Annotated in this window: 27 protein-coding genes; 20 read left to right on the top strand and 7 right to left on the bottom strand. The window is 62.4% G+C overall.

Annotation, left to right across the window (positions count from 1 at the left end; all coding sequences use genetic code 11):
• The 4 genes from ACE3OH_RS04345 to ACE3OH_RS04330 form a co-directional block, all read left to right on the top strand.
• On the top strand, positions 1–258 hold a 258-nt coding region (locus ACE3OH_RS04345), incomplete at its 5' end, for an EscU/YscU/HrcU family type III secretion system export apparatus switch protein (protein WP_374348935.1).
• Positions 259–325: 67 nt separating this feature from the next.
• On the top strand, positions 326–1,474 hold the full coding sequence (locus tag ACE3OH_RS04340) for an IS481 family transposase (RefSeq protein ID WP_374348932.1): 1,149 nt from the start codon (positions 326–328) through the stop codon (positions 1,472–1,474).
• A 124-nt stretch (positions 1,475–1,598) separates the two neighbouring features.
• The gene (locus ACE3OH_RS04335) at positions 1,599–1,754 is read left to right on the top strand and encodes a hypothetical protein (protein WP_374348930.1); all 156 of its coding nucleotides are present in this window, start codon (positions 1,599–1,601) and stop codon (positions 1,752–1,754) included.
• Between the two features lie 21 nt (positions 1,755–1,775).
• Positions 1,776–2,543 (top strand): SDR family oxidoreductase, encoded by a 768-nt coding sequence (locus ACE3OH_RS04330; protein ID WP_374348927.1) that lies wholly within the window; start codon positions 1,776–1,778, stop codon positions 2,541–2,543.
• A 113-nt stretch (positions 2,544–2,656) separates the two neighbouring features.
• On the opposite strand, the gene ACE3OH_RS04325 is transcribed toward ACE3OH_RS04330, so the two are convergent.
• Positions 2,657–2,941 carry a hypothetical protein gene (locus ACE3OH_RS04325; protein WP_374348924.1) on the bottom strand — a complete coding sequence of 95 codons (285 nt, stop codon included), beginning with the start codon at positions 2,939–2,941 and terminating at the stop codon, positions 2,657–2,659.
• A 461-nt stretch (positions 2,942–3,402) separates the two neighbouring features.
• Positions 3,403–3,639: a hypothetical protein gene (locus ACE3OH_RS04320; protein ID WP_374348921.1), complete on the bottom strand. Its 237-nt coding sequence runs from the start codon at positions 3,637–3,639 to the stop codon at positions 3,403–3,405.
• A 170-nt stretch (positions 3,640–3,809) separates the two neighbouring features.
• Here ACE3OH_RS04320 and ACE3OH_RS04315 point away from each other — a divergent pair, with 170 nt between their 5' ends.
• The 3 genes from ACE3OH_RS04315 (at position 3,810) to ACE3OH_RS04305 (ending at position 5,919) form a co-directional block, all read left to right on the top strand.
• Positions 3,810–4,541, top strand: coding sequence for an SDR family NAD(P)-dependent oxidoreductase (locus tag ACE3OH_RS04315; protein ID WP_374348919.1), 732 nt, complete (start codon positions 3,810–3,812; stop codon positions 4,539–4,541).
• A gap of 54 nt (positions 4,542–4,595) precedes the next feature.
• Entirely contained in the window at positions 4,596–5,153 is a 558-nt protein-coding gene (locus ACE3OH_RS04310) for a GNAT family N-acetyltransferase (protein ID WP_374348916.1), read from the top strand.
• A gap of 109 nt (positions 5,154–5,262) precedes the next feature.
• Positions 5,263–5,919, top strand: coding sequence for a hypothetical protein (locus ACE3OH_RS04305; RefSeq protein ID WP_374348911.1), 657 nt, complete (start codon positions 5,263–5,265; stop codon positions 5,917–5,919).
• Positions 5,920–6,094: 175 nt separating this feature from the next.
• Here ACE3OH_RS04305 and ACE3OH_RS04300 read toward each other — a convergent pair whose 3' ends face one another.
• Positions 6,095–7,099 carry a hypothetical protein gene (locus tag ACE3OH_RS04300; RefSeq protein WP_374348908.1) on the bottom strand — a complete coding sequence of 335 codons (1,005 nt, stop codon included), beginning with the start codon at positions 7,097–7,099 and terminating at the stop codon, positions 6,095–6,097.
• Between the two features lie 165 nt (positions 7,100–7,264).
• On the opposite strand from ACE3OH_RS04300, the gene ACE3OH_RS04295 reads away from it, so the two are divergent.
• From ACE3OH_RS04295 to ACE3OH_RS04255, 9 genes are all read left to right on the top strand, one after another.
• Positions 7,265–7,819, top strand: a complete 555-nt coding sequence (locus ACE3OH_RS04295; protein WP_374348906.1) for an ester cyclase — start codon at positions 7,265–7,267, stop codon at positions 7,817–7,819.
• Between the two features lie 300 nt (positions 7,820–8,119).
• Positions 8,120–9,592: a carbohydrate-binding protein gene (locus ACE3OH_RS04290; RefSeq protein WP_374348904.1), complete on the top strand. Its 1,473-nt coding sequence runs from the start codon at positions 8,120–8,122 to the stop codon at positions 9,590–9,592.
• A gap of 221 nt (positions 9,593–9,813) precedes the next feature.
• On the top strand, positions 9,814–10,899 hold the full coding sequence (gene hemH / locus ACE3OH_RS04285; RefSeq protein WP_374348901.1) for a ferrochelatase: 1,086 nt from the start codon (positions 9,814–9,816) through the stop codon (positions 10,897–10,899).
• A 187-nt stretch (positions 10,900–11,086) separates the two neighbouring features.
• Positions 11,087–11,752 carry a response regulator transcription factor gene (locus tag ACE3OH_RS04280; RefSeq protein ID WP_374348897.1) on the top strand — a complete coding sequence of 222 codons (666 nt, stop codon included), beginning with the start codon at positions 11,087–11,089 and terminating at the stop codon, positions 11,750–11,752.
• 11 nt (positions 11,753–11,763) lie between these two features.
• On the top strand, positions 11,764–13,167 hold the full coding sequence (locus tag ACE3OH_RS04275) for a sensor histidine kinase (protein WP_374348895.1): 1,404 nt from the start codon (positions 11,764–11,766) through the stop codon (positions 13,165–13,167).
• 7 nt (positions 13,168–13,174) lie between these two features.
• Positions 13,175–13,864, top strand: a complete 690-nt coding sequence (locus ACE3OH_RS04270) for a hypothetical protein (RefSeq protein WP_374348891.1) — start codon at positions 13,175–13,177, stop codon at positions 13,862–13,864.
• A 90-nt stretch (positions 13,865–13,954) separates the two neighbouring features.
• Positions 13,955–16,171, top strand: a complete 2,217-nt coding sequence (locus tag ACE3OH_RS04265) for a hypothetical protein (RefSeq protein ID WP_374348889.1) — start codon at positions 13,955–13,957, stop codon at positions 16,169–16,171.
• A gap of 464 nt (positions 16,172–16,635) precedes the next feature.
• Positions 16,636–17,178, top strand: coding sequence for a DUF1697 domain-containing protein (locus tag ACE3OH_RS04260; protein WP_374348886.1), 543 nt, complete (start codon positions 16,636–16,638; stop codon positions 17,176–17,178).
• Entirely contained in the window at positions 17,175–18,074 is a 900-nt protein-coding gene (locus ACE3OH_RS04255; protein WP_374348883.1) for an N-acetylmuramoyl-L-alanine amidase, read from the top strand. Before ACE3OH_RS04260 ends, ACE3OH_RS04255 begins: the two co-directional genes overlap by 4 nt.
• On the opposite strand, the gene ACE3OH_RS04250 is transcribed toward ACE3OH_RS04255, so the two are convergent.
• The 3 genes from ACE3OH_RS04250 to ACE3OH_RS04240 form a co-directional block, all read right to left on the bottom strand.
• Positions 18,063–18,632, bottom strand: coding sequence for a hypothetical protein (locus tag ACE3OH_RS04250; protein WP_374348880.1), 570 nt, complete (start codon positions 18,630–18,632; stop codon positions 18,063–18,065). The two genes, ACE3OH_RS04255 and ACE3OH_RS04250, sit on opposite strands and share 12 nt — an antisense overlap.
• Positions 18,633–18,635: 3 nt before the next feature.
• Positions 18,636–19,073, bottom strand: a complete 438-nt coding sequence (locus ACE3OH_RS04245; RefSeq protein ID WP_374348877.1) for a hypothetical protein — start codon at positions 19,071–19,073, stop codon at positions 18,636–18,638.
• 93 nt (positions 19,074–19,166) lie between these two features.
• Positions 19,167–23,147 (bottom strand): WG repeat-containing protein, encoded by a 3,981-nt coding sequence (locus tag ACE3OH_RS04240; protein ID WP_374348874.1) that lies wholly within the window; start codon positions 23,145–23,147, stop codon positions 19,167–19,169.
• 194 nt (positions 23,148–23,341) lie between these two features.
• Between ACE3OH_RS04240 and ACE3OH_RS04235 the strand changes: the two genes are divergently transcribed.
• Genes ACE3OH_RS04235 through modB form a run of 4 tightly spaced genes read left to right on the top strand, consistent with a single transcriptional unit; the run spans position 23,342 to position 26,009 of the window.
• Positions 23,342–23,902: a chromate transporter gene (locus tag ACE3OH_RS04235; RefSeq protein WP_374348869.1), complete on the top strand. Its 561-nt coding sequence runs from the start codon at positions 23,342–23,344 to the stop codon at positions 23,900–23,902.
• On the top strand, positions 23,899–24,423 hold the full coding sequence (locus tag ACE3OH_RS04230) for a chromate transporter (RefSeq protein WP_374348867.1): 525 nt from the start codon (positions 23,899–23,901) through the stop codon (positions 24,421–24,423). Before ACE3OH_RS04235 ends, ACE3OH_RS04230 begins: the two co-directional genes overlap by 4 nt.
• Positions 24,424–24,461: 38 nt before the next feature.
• The gene (modA, locus tag ACE3OH_RS04225; RefSeq protein ID WP_374348864.1) at positions 24,462–25,259 is read left to right on the top strand and encodes a molybdate ABC transporter substrate-binding protein; all 798 of its coding nucleotides are present in this window, start codon (positions 24,462–24,464) and stop codon (positions 25,257–25,259) included.
• A gap of 54 nt (positions 25,260–25,313) precedes the next feature.
• Positions 25,314–26,009: a molybdate ABC transporter permease subunit gene (gene modB, locus ACE3OH_RS04220; protein WP_374348862.1), complete on the top strand. Its 696-nt coding sequence runs from the start codon at positions 25,314–25,316 to the stop codon at positions 26,007–26,009.
• A 49-nt stretch (positions 26,010–26,058) separates the two neighbouring features.
• Here modB and ACE3OH_RS04215 read toward each other — a convergent pair.
• On the bottom strand, positions 26,059–26,248 hold a 190-nt coding region (locus tag ACE3OH_RS04215; protein ID WP_374348859.1), incomplete at its 5' end, for an EAL domain-containing protein.

The raw sequence follows: 26,248 nt of genomic DNA, 5'->3' as shown, positions 1-26,248 counted from the left end.
CAGGCGGTTGCGCTGGCCTATCGCGAAGGGGTGAGCGCGCCCAAAGTCGTTGCCAAGGGGCGGGGCTTGCTGGCAGAGACCATCGTCGAGCGGGCTCGCGAGGCGGGTGTCTATGTACATGAATCGCCTGAGCTGGTTGGCCTGTTGATGCAGGTTGATCTGGACGAGCATATTCCGCCCGAGCTCTATCGCGCCATTGCCGAGCTGCTGGCCTTTATCCATTTTCTGGAAAACTGTATAGACCGGACACATAGGTAACAGGTGTGCGGGGACATGGGTAACACTCTGGTGCATGCCACTTGGCAGCGCCGGAGATCGAAACCTCATGCCTTGGAAGCCACTGGATACCATGTCTCTTCGCTCTGAATTCGTGCAACTCGCTCTGCAGGAAGGCTGCAACTTTCGCGACCTGTGCCGACGCTTTCGTATTTCCGCCAAGACGGGTTACAAGTGGCGTAAACGGTTTGATCCTGACTCACCAGACAGTCTTGCTGACCAGTCACGCGTGCCTAAACATTCTCCAGCCAGGACTGATCTTGCACTGGAAGCGCTGGTGGTCAGCCTCCGCCATCAGCATCCGTGCTGGGGTGGACGTAAATTACAGCGCCGCTTGCTCGATCTGGGCCATATTCCCGTGCCCTCACCCAGCACCATCACGGGCATTCTGCATCGCCACGGCCTGATTACACCAACTGCCAGCGAGCAACCACAGGCGTGGCAACGGTTTGAACATGACCAGCCGAATGCGCTCTGGCAAATCGACTTCAAGGGCTATTTCGATACCTTGGCCGGTCGCTGTCACCCACTGACACTGATCGATGATCACTCTCGCTACAACCTGACGTTGGTGGCCTGCGAGCGTACCGACACCGCTACTGTGCAGGCTCAGTTACAAGCGGTATTCGAGCGCTATGGCCTTCCTGTACGCATCAATGCCGACAATGGGGCTCCCTGGGGCAGCCCCAGCGACCCGAGTCACGGGATTACGCAGTTGACGGTTTGGCTGATTCGGCTGGGCATCCGGGTCAGTCACAGTCGCCCGTTCCATCCACAAACCAATGGTAAGGATGAGCGCTTTCATCGAACGCTCAAGGCGGGAGTCCTGAACGGCCGGAGCTTCCAGGACCTCACCCACGTCCAGCAGGCATTCGATCAATGGCGGGAGGTGTACAACCAGCAGCGCCCCCATGAAGCGTTAGCCATGGCAACCCCAGTTACGCGTTATCGTCCCAGCCCGCTTGTCTTTCCTATCGCTTTGAGGCCTATCGAATATGGTCCTGACGATCAAGTGATCGAAGTCGGCTGGAATGGTTGGTTTCGATTCAGGCAGCGCGAAATCAAGGTGTCCAATGCCTTGCATCGCTTACCCATCGCGATTCGACCGGACCCGCTGAAAGATGGGGTCTTTGAGGTTCGTTTTTGCCACCAGCGCCTGATGACTTTGGACTTGCATACCCTGCCACCTAAAACGTGAAATGCGTAACCTATGTCCTCGCACACCTGTTACCTATGTGTCCGGTCTATACACACTTGCAGGAAACCGCCAGGGAGAACTGGTCGTTCGGCCACGGCGGCGCGCAGTATGCGGAGGCCGCAGCATGAAAACCGAACTCTCATTTAATGAAGCGCTGCTGTATGCCAGCAGCCTGACCGTGCTGCAGCTGGCCGTGATCGCCATGGCACTGGCGATTGTCCCGACAGATGGCGCTAGAATGGGCGGCTCGCTGCATGACGACAGCGTGTATCTGAACTGATCAGCCCAAGGAAAAACCCGCATGTCCGCAACGCACAAGATAGCCCTGGTTACCGGCGCCAGCGCCGGTTTTGGATTGGCCATTGCCCGCCGCCTGGCAGGCGATGGCTGGCGCGTGATTGCCAGCGCCCGTCGCCAGGACAGGTTGGAAGCGCTATGCAGCGAATTCCCGGAGCGCGTGTTGCCGCTGCAACTGGATGTGCAGGACCGCAGCGCCATTGAAGCCGCCATTGCCGGCCTGCCCGACGACTGGGCCGATATCGATCTGCTGGTCAATAACGCCGGCCTCGCGCTCGGCCTCGAGCCCGCGCAGCGCGCCGATCTCGATGACTGGCAGCAGATGTTGAACACCAACTGCCTCGGCCTTGTCGCCATGACTCACGCGGTATTGCCCGGCATGGTGGCGCGCGCGCGCGGCCAGATCATCAATATGGGCTCGATTGCCGGTGAGTATCCCTACCCCGGTGGCAATGCCTATGGTGCCACCAAGGCCTTCGTCCACCAGTTCACCCTGAATCTGAAAGCCGATCTGATCGGCACGCCAATCCGCGTCAGCTGCATCGAACCGGGCCTCGCCGGCGGCAGTGAATTTTCCAATGTGCGCTTCAAGGGCGACGACCAGAAGGCCGCCAGCGTCTACCAGGGCACCACGCCGCTAATGCCGGACGATATTGCCGATACGGTCGCCTGGCTGGTCAGCCGGCCGGCCCATGTGAATATCAATGTGATTTCGCTGATGCCGGTGTGCCAGGCGCCGGGGGCGCTGGTGATCAAGCGCGACAGTGCCTGATGCGGCTTGAAGGGCTGGCCGCTGCGCGCCGGCAAGGTAGGGGCTACGAGACAATGCGCGGTCAGACAAAGGCGACGCGGTAGCAACCCGTCGCGCAACTGCCCGCACCGCGCTTACTTGGGCAGTTCAGGCTTGAGCAGCTCGACAATCGACCTGACCTCGTCGGCCGTCATCTTTCGCGTTTCATGATGCTTGCGCGGAATATGGCTTCCGGTGATCTCGGCCGACTCTTCATAGTTGTATTCAGTCGACACCGGGTTTTGCGAAGGCTCTTCAGACCAAGTCGCCTGATCGATTGCGACAAAGCCTTTCTCATACGCCCCTCGCTCGGGCAAACCGGCGCAGGCCAGCAGCACCAATGGTAGCGAGGCGGCAGCCAATCTACCTCGAATAGTCACACTATCATCTCCAAACCTTGTTACGTATCGTCAGGCGCGCCTAAAACGCTCCAGGAACCAGGCCACGCGTACACTCGGCGCTCAGCCCCACGCCCGGATGGTATCAATTCGGCTTATTTGTCGCTGACTGAGCCGGGCGAGGAAACATCGACACCTCGCGACCGCTGCATTGATCTGCACCTCCCGCAGGAACCTGATGTGGTTCTGGCGCAAATCACTGCGCAATGTTGTACCGACACAGCGCACCACCCAAGTCGGGCGAGTTACATCTGAACTATCAAGGCGCAAGCGACGCTCGGGAGAAAGATGCTTGCGTCGTTTGCCGGCACTGCAGCAGCCCGGGCAAGCAAGACGACTGTCCCGCCTCTCGCCTGCTTTCCCGGTTGACGATGGGACACTGCCGCTACCACGCAATCGGCGCGCTAGCGGGCAATGTCATTGCTCTTTGCCGTTGTCTGAACTCAACGACCTTCCACCTTGATTTGATTGCCTTGCCTTACGCTTTCCAGCGCACGCAGTTTTTCATCTTCACTCATCGCGCGAACCTTGGTGCCGCGATGCGGAATATTGCTACCGGTGGTGTAACTGACTTCCTCAACTTCTTCGCCCGAATCGGCAGCCTTGTAATTGGCCATGCTGGCACAGCCAGACGCCACACCTACCAACGCAGCCAGGGACAGCAAAGTCATCATGCGCATTGTTCATCTCCTATTTCGGTCTCATTCTGGATTACCAGCCACCATGGCGGCCGCCAGCGGATTATGATCGCCTCGCCAAAGAATGCCAGCGCCTCGCGCCAAATCGGCCTCTGGTGTCGTTTGCACGCTGAAATCTTGATGTAAATATTGCCAGGGAGTTGTAAGTATTCATGAACCTGCATCTGACTGGCCTGAAGGCCGTGGTGACCGGCGGATCGGCCGGCATTGGCGCGGCGATTGTCCGCACCCTGGCAGCCGAAGGCTGTGATGTGGCATTTTGCGCGCGGCGGCAAAGCGGAATCGATGCGCTAGTGACCGAGCTGGCCGACTTGCCGGGCCGGGTGGCGGGCCATTTGCTGGATGTGACCGATCAAGCCGCGTTTTCGGACTGGCTGGCCATGCTGGGCGACTTCGATATTTTCATTGCCAATGTCAGCGCCCTGTCGACCGACTGGCAAGCCAGTCTGGCGGTCGATGTCGCCGCCACTGTAGCCAACACCGAAGCTGCCTTGCCATATCTGCAACGCTCGCCGCATGCTGCGCTTACCTTTATCGGCTCCAAGGCGAGCTCGCTCCAGGCACCGGGCTCGGCGGCCTATGGCGCCGCCAAGGCTGCCATGGCCCACTATATGAAATCGCTATCGGCACAACTGCTGCCCAAGGTGCGCGTGAATACGGTGTCACCGGGCGATACCCTGTGTGCCGATGGCATCTGGGGCCGTGCACAGCGCGATGACCCGGCACGATTTGCGACGGTGCTGGCACGCAATCCGATGCAGCGATTGGCCAGTGCCGAAGAAGTCGCCCGAGTCGTTGCATTCATCTCCAGCCCGGCCGCCAGCTTTGTCGCCGGCGCCAACTGGTATGTGGATGGCGGCTCGGCTGCGCATGTGCAGTTTTGACGCTTGTCGCGGCATATAATCAAACCCTGATCCTGCCACTTGACCGAGCCAGCCATGCCTGAGCTACATCTGCAGCACCCGGATTTCCTGCTGCCCTCCGGCGGACGCATCCGTCCGATCGACGCGGGCTCGGATAGCGAGATTGCCCTGGTCGCCACCCGCATGCGCGATACCTTGATCGAAGTGGAAGGCGAAGCCCAGGGGATTGCCCTGCATACCCTGGATTGGCTGGAAGCGCGGGTGCGCTGGCACTTGGACCGCAACCAGACGCTGGCGCGGGTCTATCTGGCCGAAACCGAACACGGCGAAATCACCGGCCATTGCATAGTGCGGGAAGAGCTGGACGCGCAAGGGTGTGCCGCTGGCTTGATCGCCGCCCTGTTTGTCGTGCCGAGTTGGCGCAAGCAGTCGGTAGCCAACCAGTTGCTGCTGGCCGGCGAAGCATGGTGTCGCAGCGTTGCGCTGCAGCGCGCCGCGACCTGGACTACGGCAGCCAATCTCAAGCTGATCCGGCTATTTGCCCGCCACGGCTATGGCGTCGTTGATCGCCAGCCGCACCCAACCACCGGCACCGCCATGATTCAGCTGGCAAAATCGCTCGACCCCAGCTGAGCATCCGGACCGCATACAACATTGTCATACACAGCAACTGCGCCTACCATGTCGGCACTGCTCGTGCCACGCCTGCTGCGGGCGACTACCAACCAACCGGAGTGAAGTAATGCGCCCGCTACTGCTGATGCCTGTCCTGGCCCTGTTTGTCACCGCACAGGCAGCACCCAATGTCACCGACCCCGCCGTAGCAGCAGGCATTGTGCTGGGTGAGATTGCCGCTGCCGACAGCATCATGGACTGGTGCGGCAAGGCGCAACCCACCTCGCGCGACGCCCTGTCCAGCGCCTACAAGCGCTGGGAACAACGCCATTCCGCAGTGATTTCGCTGGCGCGCCAGTATATGTCGACCGTGCCATCGGCTCAGCGAGGCAGCGTTGACAGCGCCATCCTGCGCGCCAAGGCCGATATCAACCAGAAACTCGGCGCGGCGCCAGCCGCCGAAATGGCCAGGATGTGCGGCGACGCAGCCGGTCGCTTCGATGCACCACAGATGAATCTGCTTGGCGACAAACAGGTGATGGATGCCCTGCAAAAAGCCACCTCCGGGCAAACGAGTGCCGCAAGCACGGTAAGCAGCAAGCCTGCTGCAGCAGCCAGCGCGGCCGTGTCTGCACCGATTGCGCCAGCGGCGACGGCGACGGCTAGCGCCGAACATCCGGCTGCGCGACCGAACAATCCGGCCCACGCCAAGACCGATGCGCGCAAATGCCTCGATCTGGACGACAGCACCAAGATTCGCGCCTGCGCCGAGAAGTATCGCTAGTGAGGCGCTGAACGGAGCGGGTTCCAGCCCTCGGCAAGACGCGCAGCAAAGGTGCGCGTTTTGCGCTTCGATTGCTTCACCCTGGCTCCACCTGGCGCTTGCCGGCCAGCCAGGCAAGATAACGGCGCCTTGCGGCGCCGTTATCTTTTCCTGTCTCTTGTCATGCCGCCATCGCTCAGGCGGTCTTGTTGCTCGCCAGGTCCACCTGGCGGATTACACCGGCCCCACCATTCTCACCAAGCCACACGCTGCTGGCCTGCTGCTGCCCCACCACCTTGCCGTCCTGCTTCAGCGTGAACGGTGTAGCAGCGCTGCTCACCGCCATCGCGCCAATACCGGCCTGCGCCAGCGTTTCCACTTTTTCCTTGCCATCGCTGCCGGTTTCCCACAGTTTCAGATCGCCCCAGGCGGCATCGGCGCTATCGATCCAGCCATTGTGATCGCTATCGAGTGCAGCCAGCTCCTCAAAACCCTTGCCGCTGCGCGGGCCGAACAGCTCGCTGCCGTCATCGGCCTTGCCATTGTGGTTCTTGTCATAGAACAGCAGGCCGCTGTGCGGGCCGGGCAGTTGCATCGACTCCTTTTTTCCGTCGCCGTCCAGATCAAAATCGACGCTGGCGCCGCCCAAGCCAGTGCCCGGCTGCTTGAAGTCTACAAGCAAGGGGTCGCGAAACACCGTGCCCGACCCATTCAACACGCCTGATTCGCTACGCGCTTGATTGAAGCTGACCGCAAATTGCCGACTGCTGCCATCGGCCAGGCAAACATTGCCGCTGGCATTGAAGCTGCATGACTCCGTGCTTTGGTACTGCAGGCTTTGCGATACAAATGGCGTAGGTTTGGCCTCGCCCAGATTGACAGTCAGCACAGCGGCGTTGGTCGAGACAGGCCTGGCCGCAGCGCTGACCGGCGTCGTCACTGCGGAACTGGCCAGCTTCTGCTTTTGCAGTATCTCCAGAATGATGTCCACCGAATTGGGCATGGTCTCCTTGACTACCTTGCTGCTGGAGGCGCTGTCATTGGCCGGCTGCACCTTGGCCTGGCGCATGGCGTCCAGTTCCTGCCCGAGCATTTGCCCGAACTGGGCGCCGGCATCAAGCAGCGCATGACCATCACGCTTGAGCATCAGCTCGCTGCTGGCCTTACCCTCCAGCTTGAGCTGCGATGAGAGGATATGCATGGTGTTTCCTTTCCACCCAGGGGTTGATTGAAGGAAACCGGCCTCACGCAAGTACCGCACCCACGCCTGCATGGAAACATTTCCGCTCGTCGCATTGTGATCTTGCACGGCAGGGGGTTCATACCGGGTGATGGCATTTCATCCCGCCATTGCACCGCTGATCGCATGCAACTTACGCCGCCCGCCACCCTGGCCGATGCTGCACGGCCCAATCACGCCCTCAGGGACAACCATATGCTCAAGCCAAGCCTTCTCGCCCTCGCCTGCCTGCTGACCGCTACCCCAGCCGCCCTCGCCCAGGTGCCGGTCAAGCCCAATCCCAACCACGAGCAGCTGCTCGCCAGCAGCGATAGCAAGGCAGCTGCCAACAAGCGGCTGGTATACGACTTCTGGCGCGAAGTGCTGGAAGGCGGGCATCTGGAGTTAGCCGACAAGTATCTGACCGAGGGCTATATCCAGCACAACCCGAATGTGCCGAACGGCCGCGCCGGTTTTGTCGGGTTCTTCGGCAAGTTTTCCAAGCCACGTAGCATCGAAGCCCGGATCAAGGCGCCGGTCGTAGCCATGGTGGCCGAGGGCGATTTGGTGGTCGTAAGTTTTGTACAGCCCACTCCCGACCCGAAAGACCCCAAGCAGATGCACAGCACCACCTGGTTCGACATGTTCCGCATCGAGAACGGCAAGATCGCCGAGCATTGGGACGGCGCCAACAAGGAATAGCGCCAGAGAGGCGCACAACCCATCACGCCTTCGCCGCATGCTGGCGAAGGCGCAGTCGCCTTGTTTGGCGACGCATCCGCAGCCAGCCAGATAATACCGGTATTACTCTGGTATCACGATAGGCGCTATTCAATTGCGCCGCTCGTCGATACGCAACAGTATCTACGGCCGATTATGCAAATAGCATTGGATAAAAGTACAATGCATATTGCATAGTGGTATTGCAGTTGACTCATCGCACCGTACCTGTGTGGCGAGCCCTGCAATGTCAAAGGATGCGTCCCCAATAAGGAGAGAAACATGAAGATCGTTCGCACATCCCGCCCCGGCGCACTGCTGGCCCTGCTGCCGGCAGCCCTGCTGTCGGCTTACGTCCATGCTGCCAGCTACCCGGCCTGGCAAGCCGATACCTTCTACAGCGCCGGCACGGTGGTTTCCTATCAAGGCCGCGCCTACCGCGCCACGGTCAACCAGACCGACTACAGCAGTACCGGCTGGAACCCCACGACTACCAGCTTGTGGACCGACATCGGCGCCGATGGCGGAACTCCCACACCGACGCCAACACCCACCCCCACGCCAACACCCACACCGAATCCGGGCAGCGGCTGTGCCGACACCTGGAACAGCGCAAGCGCCTATAGCGGTGGCGCCACCGTCAGCTACAACGGCGTGAACTACACCGCCAACTGGTGGACGCAGGGGCAGAATCCTTCCAGCAATAGCGGACCTGGCGGCAGCGGCCAACCGTGGAAGAACACCGGCGCCTGCGGCACGACGCCCACCCCTACCCCTACCCCGACGCCGACGCCCACCCCGACGCCTACCCCCACTCCGACACCGGCACCGGCCGGCCTGGTGTTCAGTCCTTACAAGGACATCACCGTCAATATGAATTGGAATACCAATACCATTTCGACGGCGGTGGCTGGTGCTGCGCAGCCGGTGTTGAGCGTGCTGCCAGCCAAGGCCAAGACACTGACCTGGGCGTTTGCCACTGGCGAGTGCGGCAACGAGAACTGGGGCGGGCTGACGCCCTATGCGGTGGCCTCGGCCAATGTGCAGAACTTTGTGGCGGCGGGGCGCTATTACATCCTGTCCACCGGCGGCGCGGCCGGCTCGTTTACCTGCAGCAGCGATGCCGGCTTTGCCAAGTTCATCAATACCTACAATTCCAGCAATCTGCTGGGGGTGGACTTCGATATCGAGGCGGGCCAGAGCCAGGCCGACATCAACAACCTGGTACAGCGCGTAGTGGCAGCACAAAAGACCTTTCCCAAGCTGCGCTTCAGCTTCACCCTGGCCACCCTGGGCGGCAGCGATGCGCAAAGCCTCGGGCATGCCGGCGTGATGACCATGCAGGCGATCAAGGCCTATGGCCTGCAGAACTATCTGATCAATCTGATGGTGATGGATTACGGCAGCACGTCGCCCAGCAACTGCGTAGTGGGCAGCAATGGCCGCTGCGATATGGGCCGCTCGGCCAATCAGGCCGCCATCAATCTGCACAAGGCCTATGGCGTGCCGTATAGCCAGATCGAACTGACACCGATGATAGGCGGCAACGACACCCAGGATGAGACCTTCACCCTGGCCGATGTGGTCACCATGAGCAACTTTGCCAAGCAAAACGGCCTGGCCGGCGTGCACTACTGGTCGCTCGACCGCGATCGCGATTGCGCACCGGGCTATGCCTCGCCTATCTGCAATAGCTACGGTCAAGCCGGCACCCTGGGCTTTACCAACAGCTTTATCAGCAATCTGGGTTTGTAAGCAGATTGCCGCAATGCGAGCCGGCCCTGCAGGGCCGGCTTTTTCATGACTGCATCCATCCGCGCGACCCGCTGCCCGATCAGACCCGACCGGCCGGGCAAGACTGTCGCATAAAGGCTGCAGCGGCGAGGCTCAGCCCGGCCGGCTCGGACGACTGCGCTCACACCGCCCCCGGCCAGTCGCGCTATCATCGCCACCTCTACGCAACCTCCCAGCGCGCCATGGCCTATCTGCCCGAGCCCTCCTATCGCCACGACAGCGCACGCCGCGTCGGCATTCTCTTGATCAATCTCGGCACGCCGGAGGCGCCTACCGCCCGCGCGGTACGGCCGTATTTGAAGCAGTTTTTGTCCGACCCGCGCGTAATCGAAATCCCCAAGGTGCTGTGGTGGCTGATTCTCAACGGCATCATCCTCAATACCCGCCCGGCCAAATCAGCGGCCAAATACGCCAGCATCTGGACTCGCGATGGCTCGCCGCTGGCGGTACATACCCGCAGCCAGGCCAAGTTGCTCCAAGGCTATCTGGGCGACAAGGGCCAGCCGGTCATGGTCGAGTGGGGGATGCGCTATGGCAAACCCAGCGTGGCTGATCAACTGGCCGCCCTGAAGGCCAAGGGTTGCGACCGTGTACTGGTAGTGCCCATGTATCCGCAATATGCGGCATCGAGCACCGGCAGCGCCATGGATGCGGTGGCCGATGCGATCAAGTCCATGCGCAATCCGCCGGAGATCCGCTTTCTCAAGCACTTTCACGACGCGCCGGGCTATATCGACACGCTGGCGCGCCGCGTTGAAGCGCACTGGCAAAAAAACGGCCGCGGCGAGCATCTGTTGATGAGCTTTCATGGCGTGCCGCGTTTCAGCCTCTACAAGGGCGACCCCTATCACTGCGAATGCCACAAAAGCGCCCGCCTGCTGGCCGAGCGACTGGGCCTGCTGAAAGGACAATACACGGTCACCTTCCAGTCGCGCTTCGGTCGGGCCGAGTGGCTGAAACCCTATACCAGCGAGGTGCTGCACACGCTGGGCAAGCAGAAAACCGCCCGCCTCGACGTGATCTGCCCTGGCTTTGTTGCCGACTGCCTGGAAACGCTGGAAGAAATCGCCATGGAAGGCAAGGCGGACTTTCTGTCGGCCGGTGGCGGCGATTATCGCTATATCGCCGCCCTCAATGCCGAAGCGGACTGGATTGCCGCGCTGGCCGACATCGTTACCCCACATCTGGCCGGCTGGCAGCTGGCAGAACCCGAACCATTACGCGCCCAGCGTGCCGCCCAAGCGGCAGCGCTCGGCGCAAAGGCCTAGGCTCTGTTGACGCTTTACCAGCAGATCGCGTTTTTGCTGGAAAACCCAAGGGGCCGGGCCGACTTTTGCGGCAACTCTGCGTTGTCATTCGCTTACATAACCCGTTATGCGGCGCTCACTCCGCCTTGATTTGCCGCAAAATTCGACCCGGCGCGACTGCCGACAAAACATCAACAGAGCCTGACCGATGAAACTGATCCTGGTAGAAGACGACCCCGACCTCGCCGACGCGTTGACCATCAATCTGCGCCGTTCCGGTTTTGAGGTGTTGCATGTGGCCGATGGCCTGGTGGCCGAAGTGAAGCTGCTGCGCGAAGACTGCGACGCGGCCATTCTCGACCTTGGCCTGCCCGGCCAGGACGGCCTGACCGTGCTGCGCCATGTGCGCCATGACAAACCCAATCTGCCCATCCTGATCCTCACCGCGCTCGACGGCGTGGAAGACCGGGTGGCCGGGCTGGAAGCCGGTGCCGACGACTATCTGCCCAAACCGTTCCAGTTTGTCGAACTGGAAGCGCGGCTCAAGGCACTGCTGCGCCGGGCGCGTGCCTTGCCGTCCGACCAGCTGCAGATCGGCCGGCTGCGCCTCGATCGCGCCGGCCAGCGCGCCTGGGCCGGCGAGGTGCCGCTGGACTTGTCGGCGCGCGAGTTGGCGGTGCTGGATATCCTGATGAGCCAGCGTGAACGGGTGGTCACCAAGGAGCAGATCGCCAGCGAGCTCGGTGGCGAAGAACTCGGCACCAATGCCATCGAGGTGTATGTGCACCGCCTGCGCAAAAAGATCGAGCCTTCCGGCGTTGGCGTACGCACCGTGCGCGGCCTCGGCTATCTGATCGAGCCGGAAGCCAGCTGAATCTGCGCCGGATGAAAGCCACTGCCCATCCCTCGCTGCGCCGCCAGCTGCTGATGTGGCTGCTGGCGCCGCAGCTGGTGCTGTGGCTGGCGGCGGCCGTGGTCAGCTACTACGTGGCGGTACGCCACGCCAATCTGGCCATCGACCAGAGCCTGGCACAATCGAGCCGCGCCCTGGCCCGCCAGGTCAAACCCTTCGGCGACGGGCTGTATATCGATTTTCCGGCTGCCGCTCGCGAAATCCTCGAAGAAGACCCGAAGGACAAGCTGCACTATATGGTCAGCGCCCCGCCCGGCCAGTTTCTGCTCGGCGATCAGCGCCTGCCGGCGCCGCCGTTTGCCGCCAAGTTCGACACCCCGCTGTTTTACGATGGCCATATGGCTGGCAAGGCGGTGCGGGTCGCCGCTCTGTACCTGCGCATCGGCACCGCCGAGCATCCGCAGGTGATGCTGGTGCAGGTGGCCAAGGGCACTGCCGCCCGTGCGGCGCTGGCCGCAGAAATCCTCACCGACACGGTGACGCCACTGGCGCTATTGATGCTGGCCACCAGCTTTGTGGTATGGATGGGCATCGCGCGTGGCCTGCAGCCCCTGCGCAAATTGCGCCGCCAGGTGGAAAACCGCTCGCCACGCGACCTGACCCCGCTGGAGCTGGACAACGCGCCGACCGAAGTCACCGCCCTGGTCCATGCACTGAACGCCCTGCTCAGCGAAGTCGGCAAGCAGGTGGAGCGGCAAAAGCGCTTTATTGCCGACGCTGCCCACCAGCTACGCACCCCGCTGGCCGGCCTGAAATCGCAAACCGAAGTGGCGCAGCGCGAGCTGGCCGAAGCGCAGCCGGATCTGGATTCGCTGCGCCAGCGGCTCAACCGCCTGGAAACCAGTGCCGACCGTGGCATCCGCCTGGTCAACCAGTTGCTGGCGCTGGCCCGCGCCGAACCCGATGCGCCACTGAGCATGGCACCGCTCGATCTGGCGCGCCTGTTGCGCGAGCTGGCCCGCGAAGTGGCGCCGCGCGCCCTGGCCAAGCGGCTCGATCTGGCCGTGGACGGGCTTGATCGCCCCTTGTTGATCAGCGGCCACGAGGGCTTGTTGCGCGAGCTGTTTGCCAACCTGCTCAACAATGCGGTGGCCTATACACCGGCCGGGGGCGAAATCACCCTCACCCTGGCCGACCAGCGCAGTACCGCCCTCGTCACAGTGGCCGACACCGGGCCGGGCATACCGGCATCGGAGCGCGATGCGGTATTCGAGCGTTTTTACCGTGGCGCCCTGCAAGCCAATGAGCATGGCTGCGGCCTTGGCCTGCCGATCGCACGTGAAATCGCCCGCCGCCACGGCGCCAGCATCGCGCTGGGCGACAGTCAGCCGCACGGTCTGCAGGTAAGCCTGACCTTTCCGCTGACCACCGTGTGAACCAGCCATGCTCGGGCGACTGGCCATCCTGCTACTGCTGGCCTGCTTGTTACTGCATGGCAGCGCCGTCACGCGCCACCGGCATCCGGCACTCGATAGCTTGCCGACCACCATGCTATGGGCCTGGGATCGCCCGGAAGACCTGCGCTGGCTGAACGATGCCGACACCGGCGTCGCCTATCTGGCTGCCAGCGTCATCCTGCGCGGCGATGCGGTTCAAGTCACCCCGCGCCGACCCGGCTTGCAAGTGAATGGTCGGCTGGCGGTAATACCGGTGGTACATATCGATGCCTGGCGCGGTACACCCGGCCTCAATGCCGCCCAACGCGATGCCATTGTCGATGCGGTGCTGGCGGTGGCCGGCCGTGGTAACCGCCGCGTCGTGCAGCTGGATTTCGAAGCGCGCCGCTCGCAACGCGCCTTTCTGGCCGAGCTGGTGCAAGGCCTGCGCGCCCGCCTGCCAAGCGATACGGCGCTGTCGATGACGGCGCTGGCATCCTGGTGCGCCGGCGACTATTGGCTAGCTAGTATCGAAGCGGATGAAATCGTGCCGATGGCCTTCCGCATGGCCAATGACGACGCCGCCATCCGCAGCCAGCTGGCCACACGCGGCCGCTTTACTGCAGCGCGCTGCCAGGACGCCATCGGCTTGTCGCTGGATGAACCACCCATCACCGCCCGCGCCGGGCGCTACTAGTACTTTTCACCACGACCATGGCGACAGGCGGCCGAGCCGCTCTGGCACAATGGCCGCCCCGATTGAACCTGAACGCCGAAGGAGCGCCGCATGCCAAGCCGCCCGCTACCACGATTCGCCCTGTTGCTCCCCGCCCTGCTAGCCAGCCTGACGCTGCCGGCCCTGGCCAGCGGTGGCGAAGAGCTGCAGGCCAATCCGTTCAATCCGGAATCCTATGTCGCACCGAAAGAGCTGGTGGACTATGGCAGCGGCAAGCTCGGCGTGGTGCAGCCCAGCTATTGGCGCATCTACCTGCTGCTGGCCTACCGCGCTGCGCGAGGCACGCCGCTCAGCGCCACTCAGGTAAAGGACCTCGATATCCATGACTGGCATGCCACCGCCCCGCTCGACCCGAGTTATGAGAGCGACAGCAAGCCACGTATCGAAGAATGGCTCAAAACACGGCAGACCCTGCCCGGCGCCAAGCCGGTACAGATCGAGGCCGGAAGGCCAGTTGATGAACAAAACAAATTCAACACCTATCTGAACTGCCCGCCCGACGCCTTTATCAAGGCCAGCGCCACCCTGATCGAACGCAGCAAACGCGATCCGCGCTGGGCGGTGGAGTGGCGCAATGGGCAAGACACCGTCTTTGCCAATTGCAGCGGTGGCAGCAACTTACCAGCCAAATTGGCGACAGGCGCACCCGACTGGCTGGTGGCCGACCGCGCCTACCAGCGCGCCGCCGCCCTGTTCTACAGCCGGCGCTTTGACGAAGCCCATGCCGCCTTTCTCGACATAGCCAAGGACAAAGCCTCGCCCTGGCAAGGCAGCGCTGCCTATCTGGCGGCGCGCTGCTTGATACGCAAGGCCACGCTGGAGCCAGTCGCCAAGCCGGAAGACGCCGACAAGACCTTCAAGGCGCTGATGCAGCAGGCCCATGATGAATTGCTGCCACTGGCCGCCAGCCAGCCGGCTGCCAAGCGCCTGCTCGGCTGGGTCGACGCGCGTGGCCGGCCTCGCGAGCGGATGGAAGAATTGGCGCAGATGCTGTCCGAGCCCAAGCTGCCTGAAGAATTGAACCAGACCGTGGTCGACTATCTGTTCGTGATGGACAACCTCGACATCAATGCCCTGCTCGAGGCCAAGCAGCCGATGACGCTATGGCTGGCCACCATGCAGGCCGGCAATACCCTGAGCAGCTACGAGCGGCCCGATGCCAAGGAACTAGCCCGCCTGCGCAGCCTGGCACTGGGCAAAGCGCGTGCGCAATGGGAGAGCAGCCGCGATCCGCTGTGGCTGGTGCCCATTCTGGCGCAAGCGGCACCCGGCGCGATCAAGCCGGAAGAATTGAAGGCGGCCAACGCCGTGCCGGCCAACGCGCCGCTCTATCTGACCCTGCGCCATCAATTGGCCCGACTGGCGCTGGCACAAAGGCATTACGACAAGGCCGACACCTTGATCGAGAGTGCCATGCAATCGAGCCTGAAAGGGCAGATGGCGCCCTCCACCGTCAATGCCTTCAAGAGCCTGCAATTGGCAGCAGCACGAAGCCGTGACGCCTTCTTTGCTGCCGCGCCGCGCGAGCAGGTGCTGGAGCCGGGCGACGCGCCGGCCAGCAGCGATGCCCAGCCCGCCAAGTCGCAAGGCCCGGCCTATGACGACGATGCCCTCACCGCATTGAACAAGGCTGCGCCCCTATCCATGCTGTTTGCCGCGCTGGAGCGCCTCGACCTGCCCGCCAGCCAGCGCAAGGCCTTGAGCGAATCGTTATGGACCCGCGCGGTGCTGCGCGGCGACTATGCCAGCGCCGACAAGCTGGTCGATACCCTGGCCAAGCCGCGCCAGACCACCCGGGCGCTGTGGGAACGCTTCCGTCAGGCCAAGGATGGGGATGCCCGCAAGGTCGCCACCGCGCTGATCCTGATCAACACCCCGGAGTTGCACCCCTTTGTACCGCTACCGCGCAGCTATTTTTCCAGCTACTGGTGGTGCTCGCTCAAGGACAAGAGCGACGACAGGGGCACACTGCCGGTGGCAGCCCTGCGTTTTCTCGACCCTGCCAAGCAAGCCGACGTCGACAAGGAACAGGCGGCGCTGGCCAGCCTGCCCAATGGCACCGACTACCTGGCCCCTACCCTGATCGAATGGGCGCGCGCCAATCCCAAGGACCCACAGGCGCCGAAGGCGCTGCATCTGCTGGTGCGCGCCACCAAGGGCGGCTGCCTGTCGCCGCAGAGCAGCCGCTATTCGCGCGAAGCATTTACCCTGCTGCACAAGCAATGGCCGAGCAGTGAGTGGACCAGCAAGACGCCGTATCACTATTGATGTTGCTCTTCCTGTTTTGCTTTCTGAGGCAGACGGACTGGCCCCGGGGGACCCGGGGCTTGATTGGCAGTGATATACCGGAAGCGCTTTGCTGTTTTAACCCTCCCCCCTCCGCCCCCGCCGCCGCGGGGGGACCGCGCCATCGGCGCGTTGCTAACTTGATTTGAAATGCGTTTGCTTTGCCTGCGTTTTGTTTTCTGAAGCAGACGGACTGGCCCCTGGGGCCCTGGACTTGGATGGCAGTGAACGCTCGTCGGCGTATTGCGGCGTCTGCGGCTCTGGTAGGAGCGGGCCATGCCCGCGATGGCGGGGCTCAGGCATGGACGGTTCCTACGTCAGGCAAACTTCTTCGGGCGTCTGAACATGGCTAACACTTCAAACGCATTGATCGGCAAGCAAACCACGCCGGGCGCTTCTCGGCCTCTTTTCAACCTTTGTGTGCATTGCCCCTAAGTTATAAAACCATGATCCCCTACATTGCCTTTATGCGCGCCATCAATGTCACCGGGCGCTATATCAAGATGGCTGAGCTGGCCGGCCACTATCTCAGCCTTGGTCAGCACGATGTGCGCACCTTTATCAATAGCGGCAATGTGCTGTTTAGCAGCGCACAGGCTGAGGCCGATGCCTTGCAGGACGATCTGGAGCAGCAGCTGGAGCCCTTGCTCGGTTTTCGCTCCGAGCTGTTTCTGCGCACGCCGGCACAGCTGGTCGATATCGCCCGGCAGGCGGCGCAATTGCGTGATGCAAGGCCGGCGCAGGAGGTCAATGTGCTGTTTCTCAAGCAGCCGCTCGATGCTGCGCAGCAGCAAACCTTGGCCGCACTGCAAACCAGCAGCGATATGCTGCAGCACAGCGGGCGGGAGATCTATTGGCTCAGCGATGCGATGCAAAGCCAGTCAAAACTCTCCAATGCCGTATTCGAGCGCAAGTTGCGTATCAGGGCGACGCTGCGCCGGCACAGCATGCTGCAGCAGCTGGCCGAACAGCTGGCGAGTTCGGCATGAAGCGGCCGCGCGGCTTTTCCGCCCTCGTTTGCGCACTGGCTCTGCTGGCACTGACGGTCAACGCCGGCGAGGCGCGCAGCCAGCCGGTGCGCTTTTTGATCATGCACTACACCACGCTGAACTATGCCGCCTCGCTGAAAAAACTCAGCCAGCCCGATGAGAATGGCAGCCGCGTCAGCGCCCACTATCTGATTCCGGAAGACGGCGATGCCAGCTTCAGCGAGCCGCAACTGCTGGCACAGCCCATCATCGCCGAAGATCGGGTGGCCTGGCATGCCGGCATCTCGCGCTGGGAGCAGTGGCGCGGGCTCAACGAGATGTCGATCGGCATCGAAAACGTCAACACCACCCATTGCCAGGAGCCTGAGACGAGCGTCGGCCCCGGCGTGCCCGAGGCGCCGCCTTGCTTCTACCAGGACTACTCGCCGGCCCAGCTGGATATGCTGCTGGCGCTGAGCAAGCGCATCCTGGCGCGCTACCCGGAGATCAGCCCCACCCATGTGCTGGGCCACGCCGATATCGCCGCCACCCGCAAGGCCGACCCCGGCCCGCGCTTTCCCTGGCAATGGCTGTATCGCCACGGCGTGGGCGCCTGGTATGAGGAAGCCACCCAGCTGCGCTACTGGAAACAGTGGCGCGACAAGCCGCTCGATATCGCCCTGCTGCAGCGCGCCCTGCAAGCCTATGGCTATGCCATCGCTGTCACCGGTCAGTACGACCTGCAGACGCGCGACCATCTGCTGGCCTTCCAGGCGCATTTCCGGCCGCATGAGATGACCGGCAAACCCAGCGCCGCCACCTTGGCCACCGCGCTGGCGCTGCTGGACAAGTATTTTCCGGAACGGCTGGAGGCGATGATGCGTAGTGACAAGAACCCAGCTGAGCTAGCGCGCTAAGCGTGCCTCCTCCTCCTTGATGCACTGGTCGATGGCCGACGCAAGCTTCTGCCAATGGACTTTCAGCTTGGGCTGCTCTTGTCGCACCAGCGCTTGCACACTTTGCTTGTATGTAGCGAGGCCTTTTTGCATCGCCTGCATGGCAACCAGCAAATCTTGCTGGTTGGTCGAATCACGCAGCAGCGCCAAAGCATCTGACATCTTCGGCTTGTTCAAATCAAGCACCCGCTGCAAATCACTGCGCTGGCTATCGCTTAGCTTGGCAAACTGCTCGGTCATTGCTTCCTGCAGTCGATCATTGCTGATCGCCGTTTCCAGAACGCCAGCAAACGCTGTCCGGTAGTCCTGCGCAGCCTGCATGCTGCCCTGGCATTCGTCAGCACCCTTTATATCATCCAGCTTGGCGCGCATTTTTGAATGGTCGTGCGCTATCGCCTGGGAAAAGTCATTGTTGCTACCAAGTAACTGCCGGGCAAGTGCAGCGGCCTCAGGGGCCGCTGTTGCCAGCGTACTGACCGTTAGGAGCACACTACAGATAAGAGCCAGATGGGCACGCATCAGTTACTTCCCGTTTTCCTTGAAAGCAGTCAGCAAATGCAGCGGCCGTACTTCTTTCGATTTGTCTTTCTTTTCGCTGATCGAAATGGTCTTGCCGTCGAGAAACACCTCGGCCAATGTCCACCAGTCGCCATAGGGTTGGCGCAAGATCATGCGCGTTTTGCCATCGCGCTGGTAATCAACGCCGTTGCCGCCCGGCACCGCCTGATAGCGATAGGTCTTGCCATCGATACCGGCGTTGAAGGCTTGCTGGCCACTGATCTTCAGCAGCACGTCATACAGGCCGTCGGCATTCTTGCTGGCGAACTGCGCCATTTCGATCTCGACGCCGTCGCCCTCGTAGAACTTGCCATAGGGGTTCACTTGCGGGTTCATATCAGCGTGTGCTCCGGTGTGAATCAGCATCGCCGCAGCGATGATCATCGTGGTAGGTTTGAACATATTCAACTTGCTTTCAAAAATGCCGCATGACCGCATGGGCTGCGGCGGATTAAGGAAGTGAGTGTGCGACTCGGCATGAAGCAGCGTTAGGCATCAGTCGTCTTGCTCGTCGTCCTTGCGCGCCGCGATCGCCGTCGCCGCGCGGCGATAGGCCGGCCTGAACAGGAACCAGTACAGGCTCACCAGCAAGGCCGCAGTCGCCGGGCCATACAGCCGTGGCTCAACCACGACAAAGCGAATCGCCCAGACCGCGTCGGCATAGCCAATCAAGGCGCCGGTGGCAATAGCGGCCCAGATATCGCCAGTCGTGCGCCAGGCCACGGTAGTCACCCAAAGGTGGCCGATCAGGGCCAGCAGGCTGACCAGCCCATTGAGCAAGACCGCCTGGAATGGCCGCACCTCCAGCCATCCCGCCAGCCCACGGTTGCTTGGCGCCTCCTTCGGCTTGTGTCCAAACATGATGGCCAGTACCGCCACAAACAGGCGCAGCTTGTGCTTGAGCTGGCCGAACCGCCCGGTCGGTGCCGGCTCATTGATGGCCGCCGCAACAATCTGGCGGGCGCCCCAATTGCCAAGAGAGCGGGGGCTTTCCTTCTCGGCTGATTCAGGCTCGTCGTCAGCCTCGTCCTCATCGCTGTCGGCTGCGCGCAGCGCGCGCGCTGCCGCCTTGGCCTCGCTGCGAATGGCCTCGGGAACGTGCTCCAGTTCACTGGACGAGCCCTGCAGCGCCTGCGCACATACCGCCACGGTGCGCCATTGCATCGGGATATCCTTCAAGTCCCAGCGATACACCTTAAGGTGCTCGATACAGGCCGCTTCGCTAAGCATTTCCGGCGCGAGATGCTGCCAACGCTTGGTATTGTGGCGCAGGGCGATGGCGTAACGTTCCGGGTTCATCAGCCGTTTCGGCACAAACTCGATGGCCGCCTCATCAGCTGCCAGGGCGGCGGCGACCAACGCCTCGTTGATCCGCGCCCGTGGCACTTCGGCCAGGGCCAATGGATGCTCGCTGATCTTCTCCAGCAGCTGCGCCTCATCCAGTCCATCGAACTGGCCTTGCACCGCCTGGTAAAGCCAATCCGTACTGGCGCCGCTGTTAAATTCCTCGTTATACGGGTCTTGCAGCGACAGCACCTGGGCAGCGGCGATTGCCGCCTCCATTGGCTGCTCCAGCTCATCATGGGCATAGGCCATGATGTAATGGGCATGCTGCGGATAAGGCACCACCTGCAAGGCCAGCCTGGCATCGGCCAGGGCGCCCGCATAGTCCTTGCGCCACAGGCGCGACCAGGCACGGTGGCCATGCCATTTGCTGGCCTCTTTGGCTTTGCCCTTGGCCATGGCGGTAGCCAGGTCGTCTTCGATCAGCCGGCTCAGCACCGCCTCTTCCACTGCTTGCGGCACATACAGAAAAGCACCGGCATCCTGCCGCATGGCTGCGAGGCACAAGTATTCGCTGCGCAAGGCCTCAGGCACATGCTCGAGCTCGTCACCATGGCGCCGCACCATGGCCAGACACAGCTCGGCAGTGCGCAGATGCAGCGGGATGGCGTCGAGCATGCCGTAGCGATGCTGGGTGGCGCGCATCGCCATCTCGGGCGTAATCACCTCCCAGGGCAGGTAGTGGATATTCCAGATATCCTGCGCCAAGGCTGCCTTGACCAAGGTCTCGCTGCGCAGCCACGGTGGCACATGGTCCAAAGATTCACCGGCCTGAATGGCTTTCAGGCAATCTGCCTCACTGAGCAGGCCACCCCAAACATCGTACAGGCAGTCTTTTCCCCAGCGCTTGGGAAGCCGGGAACCACGCTCGTCGCGCCATTGCCATTCATGCTGCTCGGCATACAGGCTGCGCGCCAGTTTCAGTGCACCGATGCGCATGCACAAAGGTGGAATCTGGCAGGCTTGGCTGCAGCCAGCGCGCACCAGCACTTCCAGTTTTGCTTCGCTCACCCAGTCGGCGGGCAGATAGGCCAGTGCCTCCATATTGGCGGCCACGGCCGCCTCCATCATCGCCTCATCCAGCATCGCTGCCGGCACGCGGAGCAGCATGCTCGGCACCTCGCAGACCGCCCGCAAAAATTCCTCGTAGCTTTCCGGTTCCTTCCCGCTATCGTCCACGTGTTCGGCATCGTCGCCATCATCGTCCGCCGCGTCATCGGACTCGACGCCTTCATCCTCGCCGGATGCTTCACTGGCCGACTCGGCGCGATGCTGGCGCACGGCGGTTTCCAGTGCGTCGATACTGGGGCCGCACACCAGATGCAGCTCGCTCCAGACGTCGCCATCGCCAGAGTCGTTGTTGAAATACAGCCCCAGCCACAAGTTCATGGAGTCGGCCAGGCGGGGATCTTCGCCGGGCAGTGGCTGCTGCAGCCGCACCGGCCAGGCGTGATGGATTTCACTACTGCGATAGCGCTCCAGCGCGAACTCCGGGTCGGGATCGACCGGACCGAAGCGTGCCTGCATGGCAGCCAGCATGGCCTGCTCCGCCTCGCGCACCAGCTCGTACTGGTCGCCATGCAGAAAGTCGTAGTAGCCATTGTGCTGTTCACTGACGTAGGCGCGCACCAGGCGTCGATGCACTGTAAACCGGGCAGCCAGTCTTTGCCGCTCACTCAGGTCGTCATCGCCGTCATCGCCGTCATCGCCGTCATCGCCGTCTTCGTCTTCTTCGTCTTCTTCGTCTTCTTCGTCTTCTTCGTCTTCTTCGTCTTCTTCGTCTTCTTCGTCGACTGCGGCGTAGGCATGCAGATCGGCCTCTACCGAGGCTAACAACTGCTCGGCCAGCGGCACCAAACCAGTTAGCGAATCCAGTTGATCGAGGTATTGATCGATCGTTGCGGTGAAAAAGCGGGCGGGCGCAGCACATCCGCTCGCTGCGTGCTGCCACAGCAGCTGTCCCTCGGGCCCGAACAGGCGCACCCGTGCGTCGGCATAGCCGTAGCGATACTGAATCGTGCCCGTTTCGCCGATAAAGACCGTGTCCCCGCCCTCGGTCAGAAAAGCCGAGAACGGCAGGTTGCTGCCAGGATCTGGCAGCCATCCCTCCTCATCAGTAATCGGCTCGATCACCTCGGCCGGCGCGGCGACAAAACTGCCATCGCGACGCAAAACACCCCATTGCGCCACGCCCTGCGGATGGGCATGGCTGGCCGTGCGAACAACCGCGTAGCCAAAGTCGTTGAAATGATCGCCCCAGCTCAGCGGCGGCGTTTCCAGTGCCTGGCCGTCGCTGCGCAGATAACTTGAGCCGTTGTAGTCATTCGCGACGATGCCGCAGCGCATGCGCTTGGCGAGGTGGCGCCCGCCCTCGATCACCACCTTGCCCATGGCATCGAGAAACCCCTCCCCCACCTCCCAGCTGTTTTCCGGGCTGAAATGGGCCAGGCCTTCACTATTGAAGGCTTGCATATACGGGTAACGCGGCGGCATGCGCCAAGCGCCCTGGCTATCGATCAGTCCATACAGCGCGCCGTCTTCCGACACGGGGGCAGCGCCACCCGCGCCGAAGGAATAGGCATGACGAAAGCGCGGTGCGATGGCCCATTGACCTTGCCGGTCGAGGTAGCCATACAGGCCGCCCTGCTTGGCCAGCGCCAGGCCGTTTTCGGCAAAGTCTTCGGCGCGGCTCACGCTGGTGGCAAAGGCATACTGGCCGTCCAGGCCGATATATCGCCACGGGCCATCTTCCTGCTCCTGCACCGCAGCCAGCCCATGTCTGAACGCCCGCGCATCGGCAAACCTTGCTGGTATCACTAGCTGTCCGCGCAGGTCTACATACCCCCAGCGTCCATCAAGCTGATAACGCGCCACACCATCCTCCGATGGATTGCGGAGGTCATCGAACTGTGGCGGGTGTAGCCAGTTGCCCTGGCTATCCACATAAGCCCAGCGCCCCTGCGTATCCGATGCGGGCGCCACCCAGCCTATGGCGGCGTGGTAGGTGAATGCGTTGAGCCTGCCCAGATATTCCGGAACGAATACTTGCCCCTGATGATGAATCACGATCTGCTCACGGCCGTCAGCATCAATGGGAATCGACAAGGCATGGGGTGCAGGGGAAGTAGACATTGGCGCCATCTCAAGTAACAAGCGGCGGCAGTTTCCGTGCTTTGCGTGTGGATATGCAAAGGTAATATGCCCGCCGTGACAGAGGCCGGACAGGTCGACATGCTTGATCCCCGCTGAAGACGGTGACGTTTTTTCACACCCGGTCTGGCTAAAACTCGTTTGTCAGAAATCGGGCTGGCGCCTACGCTGCGGCCATGTCCAGCTCCCCCATCATTCCCAGCCGCAGCGCCCTGGCCAGCGGCTTTTTCCAGGTCGGCATCCTTGGCTTTGGCGGCGTGTTGCCATGGGCACGCCGCATGATGGTGGACCAGCGCCACTGGATGGATGACCGCGAATTCACCGAGTTGCTCGGCCTGGGCCAGCTGCTGCCGGGGCCGAATATCGTCAATGTGGCGGTAGTGGTCGGGGCGCGCTTTCACGGCGCGCTCGGCTCCTTGATCGCGGTTGCCGCACTGATGCTGGCACCGATGGTCATCGTATTGACCCTTGCCAGTCTGTTTTCCCGCTATGGCCATGTGCCGGCCCTGCAGCATGCGCTGAGCGGCGTGTCTGCCGCGGCTGCCGGCCTGGTGTTCGGCATGGGCATCAAGCTCGCCTTGAAAATGGAGCGGCGTTACTGGACGGTCGCGCTGGCCGGCCTGACCCTCGCTGCCATCGCGCTGTGGCGGCTGCCACTGTTATGGGTGCTGGCGTTGGCGATACCGTTCGGCATCGCCTGTGGCTATCGCAGTGTGCAAAAGGAGCCGTCGCGGTGAACCCGAGTCTGCTGCAAATCGCCCTGCTGTTTGGCGCCATGTCGCTTATGGCGGTGGGCGGCGCCAATGTGTTGCTGCCGGAGCTGCACCGCCAGGTGGTGGAATTGCACGGCTGGATGAGCGGCAGCGAGTTTGCCTCGCTGTTCGCCATCGCCCAGGCATCCCCTGGCCCGAATGTGCTGGTGGTCACCCTGATAGGCTGGCGGCTGGCTGGCCTGCCCGGTGCACTGGTCAGCACGCTGGCGATGTGTCTGCCCTCATCCTTGCTGACCTTTGCCGTGGCAAAGCTGTGGCAGCGCTTCAAGGACAATCCCTGGCGCCGTGCCATCGAGCGTGGACTGGCGCCGATCACCATCGGCCTGGTGCTCGGCAGCGGTCTGCTGCTTGGCCGCGCCGCCGACCATGGCGCACTGGCCTGGGGCCTGAGCGGCGCCACTGCCCTGGTCGCCAGCCACGGCAAACTCAACCCGCTGTGGCTGTTGGCAGCAGGCGCGGCCTGCGGCTTGGCTGGTTGGGTGTGACTGGCACCCTCACCCGGTGCCCGGCATGGCAGCCCCGAATGCAGCGAACGCTGGTATGGTTAGGCCTCCTGCCTACACTTAGCCACGCCATGCGCAATATCCTGTTCGCCCTGCCCTTGCTGCTTGGCAGCGCCTGCGCCCTTGCCGATACCCTGTCGATTGCCGCAGCCTCCGATCTGCTGCACTGCCTGCCGCGGCTGAACCAGCGCTTTGCCAGCCAGAATCCGGGCACGGTGATCAAATTCACTGCCGGCGCTTCCGGCACCTTTTTCGCCCAGATCAAGGCTGGCGCGCCATTCGATCTATTCCTGTCGGCCGATACCGATTACCCGCAAAAGCTGGTCGATGCCGGGCTAGCCAGCGAGCTGACCCCCTATGCCAAGGGCCGCATCGCCCTGTGGACCACCCGGGCAGAGCTCGACCCGGCGCAGGGTTTCAAGCTACTGGACGACTCGCGCCTGCAAAAACTGGCCATCGCCAATCCGGCCGTTGCTCCCTATGGCCGGGCAGCCAAGGCCGCGCTGGAAGGCGCCGGGGTATTGCCACGGCTCGGCGGCAAGCTGGTGCAAGGCGAGAACATTGCCCAGACCGCTCAATATGTGCAAAGCGGCAATGCCGATGCCGGCATTGTTTCCTATTCCCTGCTCAAGGCCGCAGACAGCCGACCCGGCGGCCGCTACTGGCTGATTCCGGCGGAACTGCATCCGCCGATCCGCCAGGCTGGCATTGTGGTGGCCGCCTCGAACCACAAAGCCATCGCCAGCCGCTATCTGCAGGCGCTCACCGGTGAGCAGGGCAAGCAGTTGTTAATAAGCTGCGGTTTCGATTTACCCTGAGGCGGTCGAGCGCCCTTGCCGGCACTACCCGCTTCTGCATACTCACCTGACCCCATGTGGCTGGACTCCGATTCCCAACAAGCGTTATGGCTAACCTTGCAGCTGGCCAGCATTACCACGGTTCTGCTGATCGCATTGGGCTTGCCACTGGCCGGCTGGCTGGCAGAAAGCCGCAGCCGGCTGGCCGGTGTGGTGGAGGCCGTGGTCGGCTTGCCGATCGTGTTGCCGCCCTCAGTACTGGGTTTTTACCTGCTGCTGGCGTTTTCGCCGGACGCGCCGCTGGGTGCCGCCTGGCTTGGCGTGGTCAAACATAGTCTGGCGTTCAGCTTCAGCGGCCTAGTCATCGGCTCGCTGTGCTACAGCCTGCCGTTTGCCGTGCAGCCGTTTACCGCCGCCATCAAGAGCGTACCAAGCGATCTGCGCGAAGCCGCCGCCGCACTGGGCGCCAGCCCAAAGCAACGCTTTTGGCGGGTGCTGGTGCCCGCCGCCCTGCCCGGCCTCGCCGCCGGCACGACATTGGCGTTTGCCCATACGCTGGGCGAATTTGGCGTGGTGCTGATGCTGGGCGGCAATCTGCCCGGCCAGACCCGCGTTGCCTCGCTGGCGCTGTATGACCGGGTGCAGGCGCTGGATTACCAGAGCGCTCATATGCTGGCAGCAACCCTGCTGGTGATTTCGTTCTGCCTGTTATTGATAGTCGGCCTGTTGCAACGGCGGCTGCGACAGCGCTGGGAAATTGGCATCCGTTAAGGGACAGGGCAGCGAAGCACCGTCCTCATGTCGGCTACCGAGTCAACGATCAGATATCGTAATGATCGATCGCTTGCTCACCGGCACGATGCCGGCGTACAAACGCAGCAAACTCTTGCGGCGCCAGTGCCGGTGACCAGTAGTAACCCTGGCCACGGTCGCAACCCAGCTCGATCAGCTGCGCCAGGGTTTGCGCATCCTCTACCCCCTCGGCCACCGTATACAGCCCCAGGCTCGCC

Source organism: Chitinimonas sp. (genome assembly GCF_041904975.1).
GTDB lineage: Bacteria > Pseudomonadota > Gammaproteobacteria > Burkholderiales > Chitinimonadaceae > Chitinimonas.
This window is presented reverse-complemented; position numbering and strand designations above follow the sequence as displayed.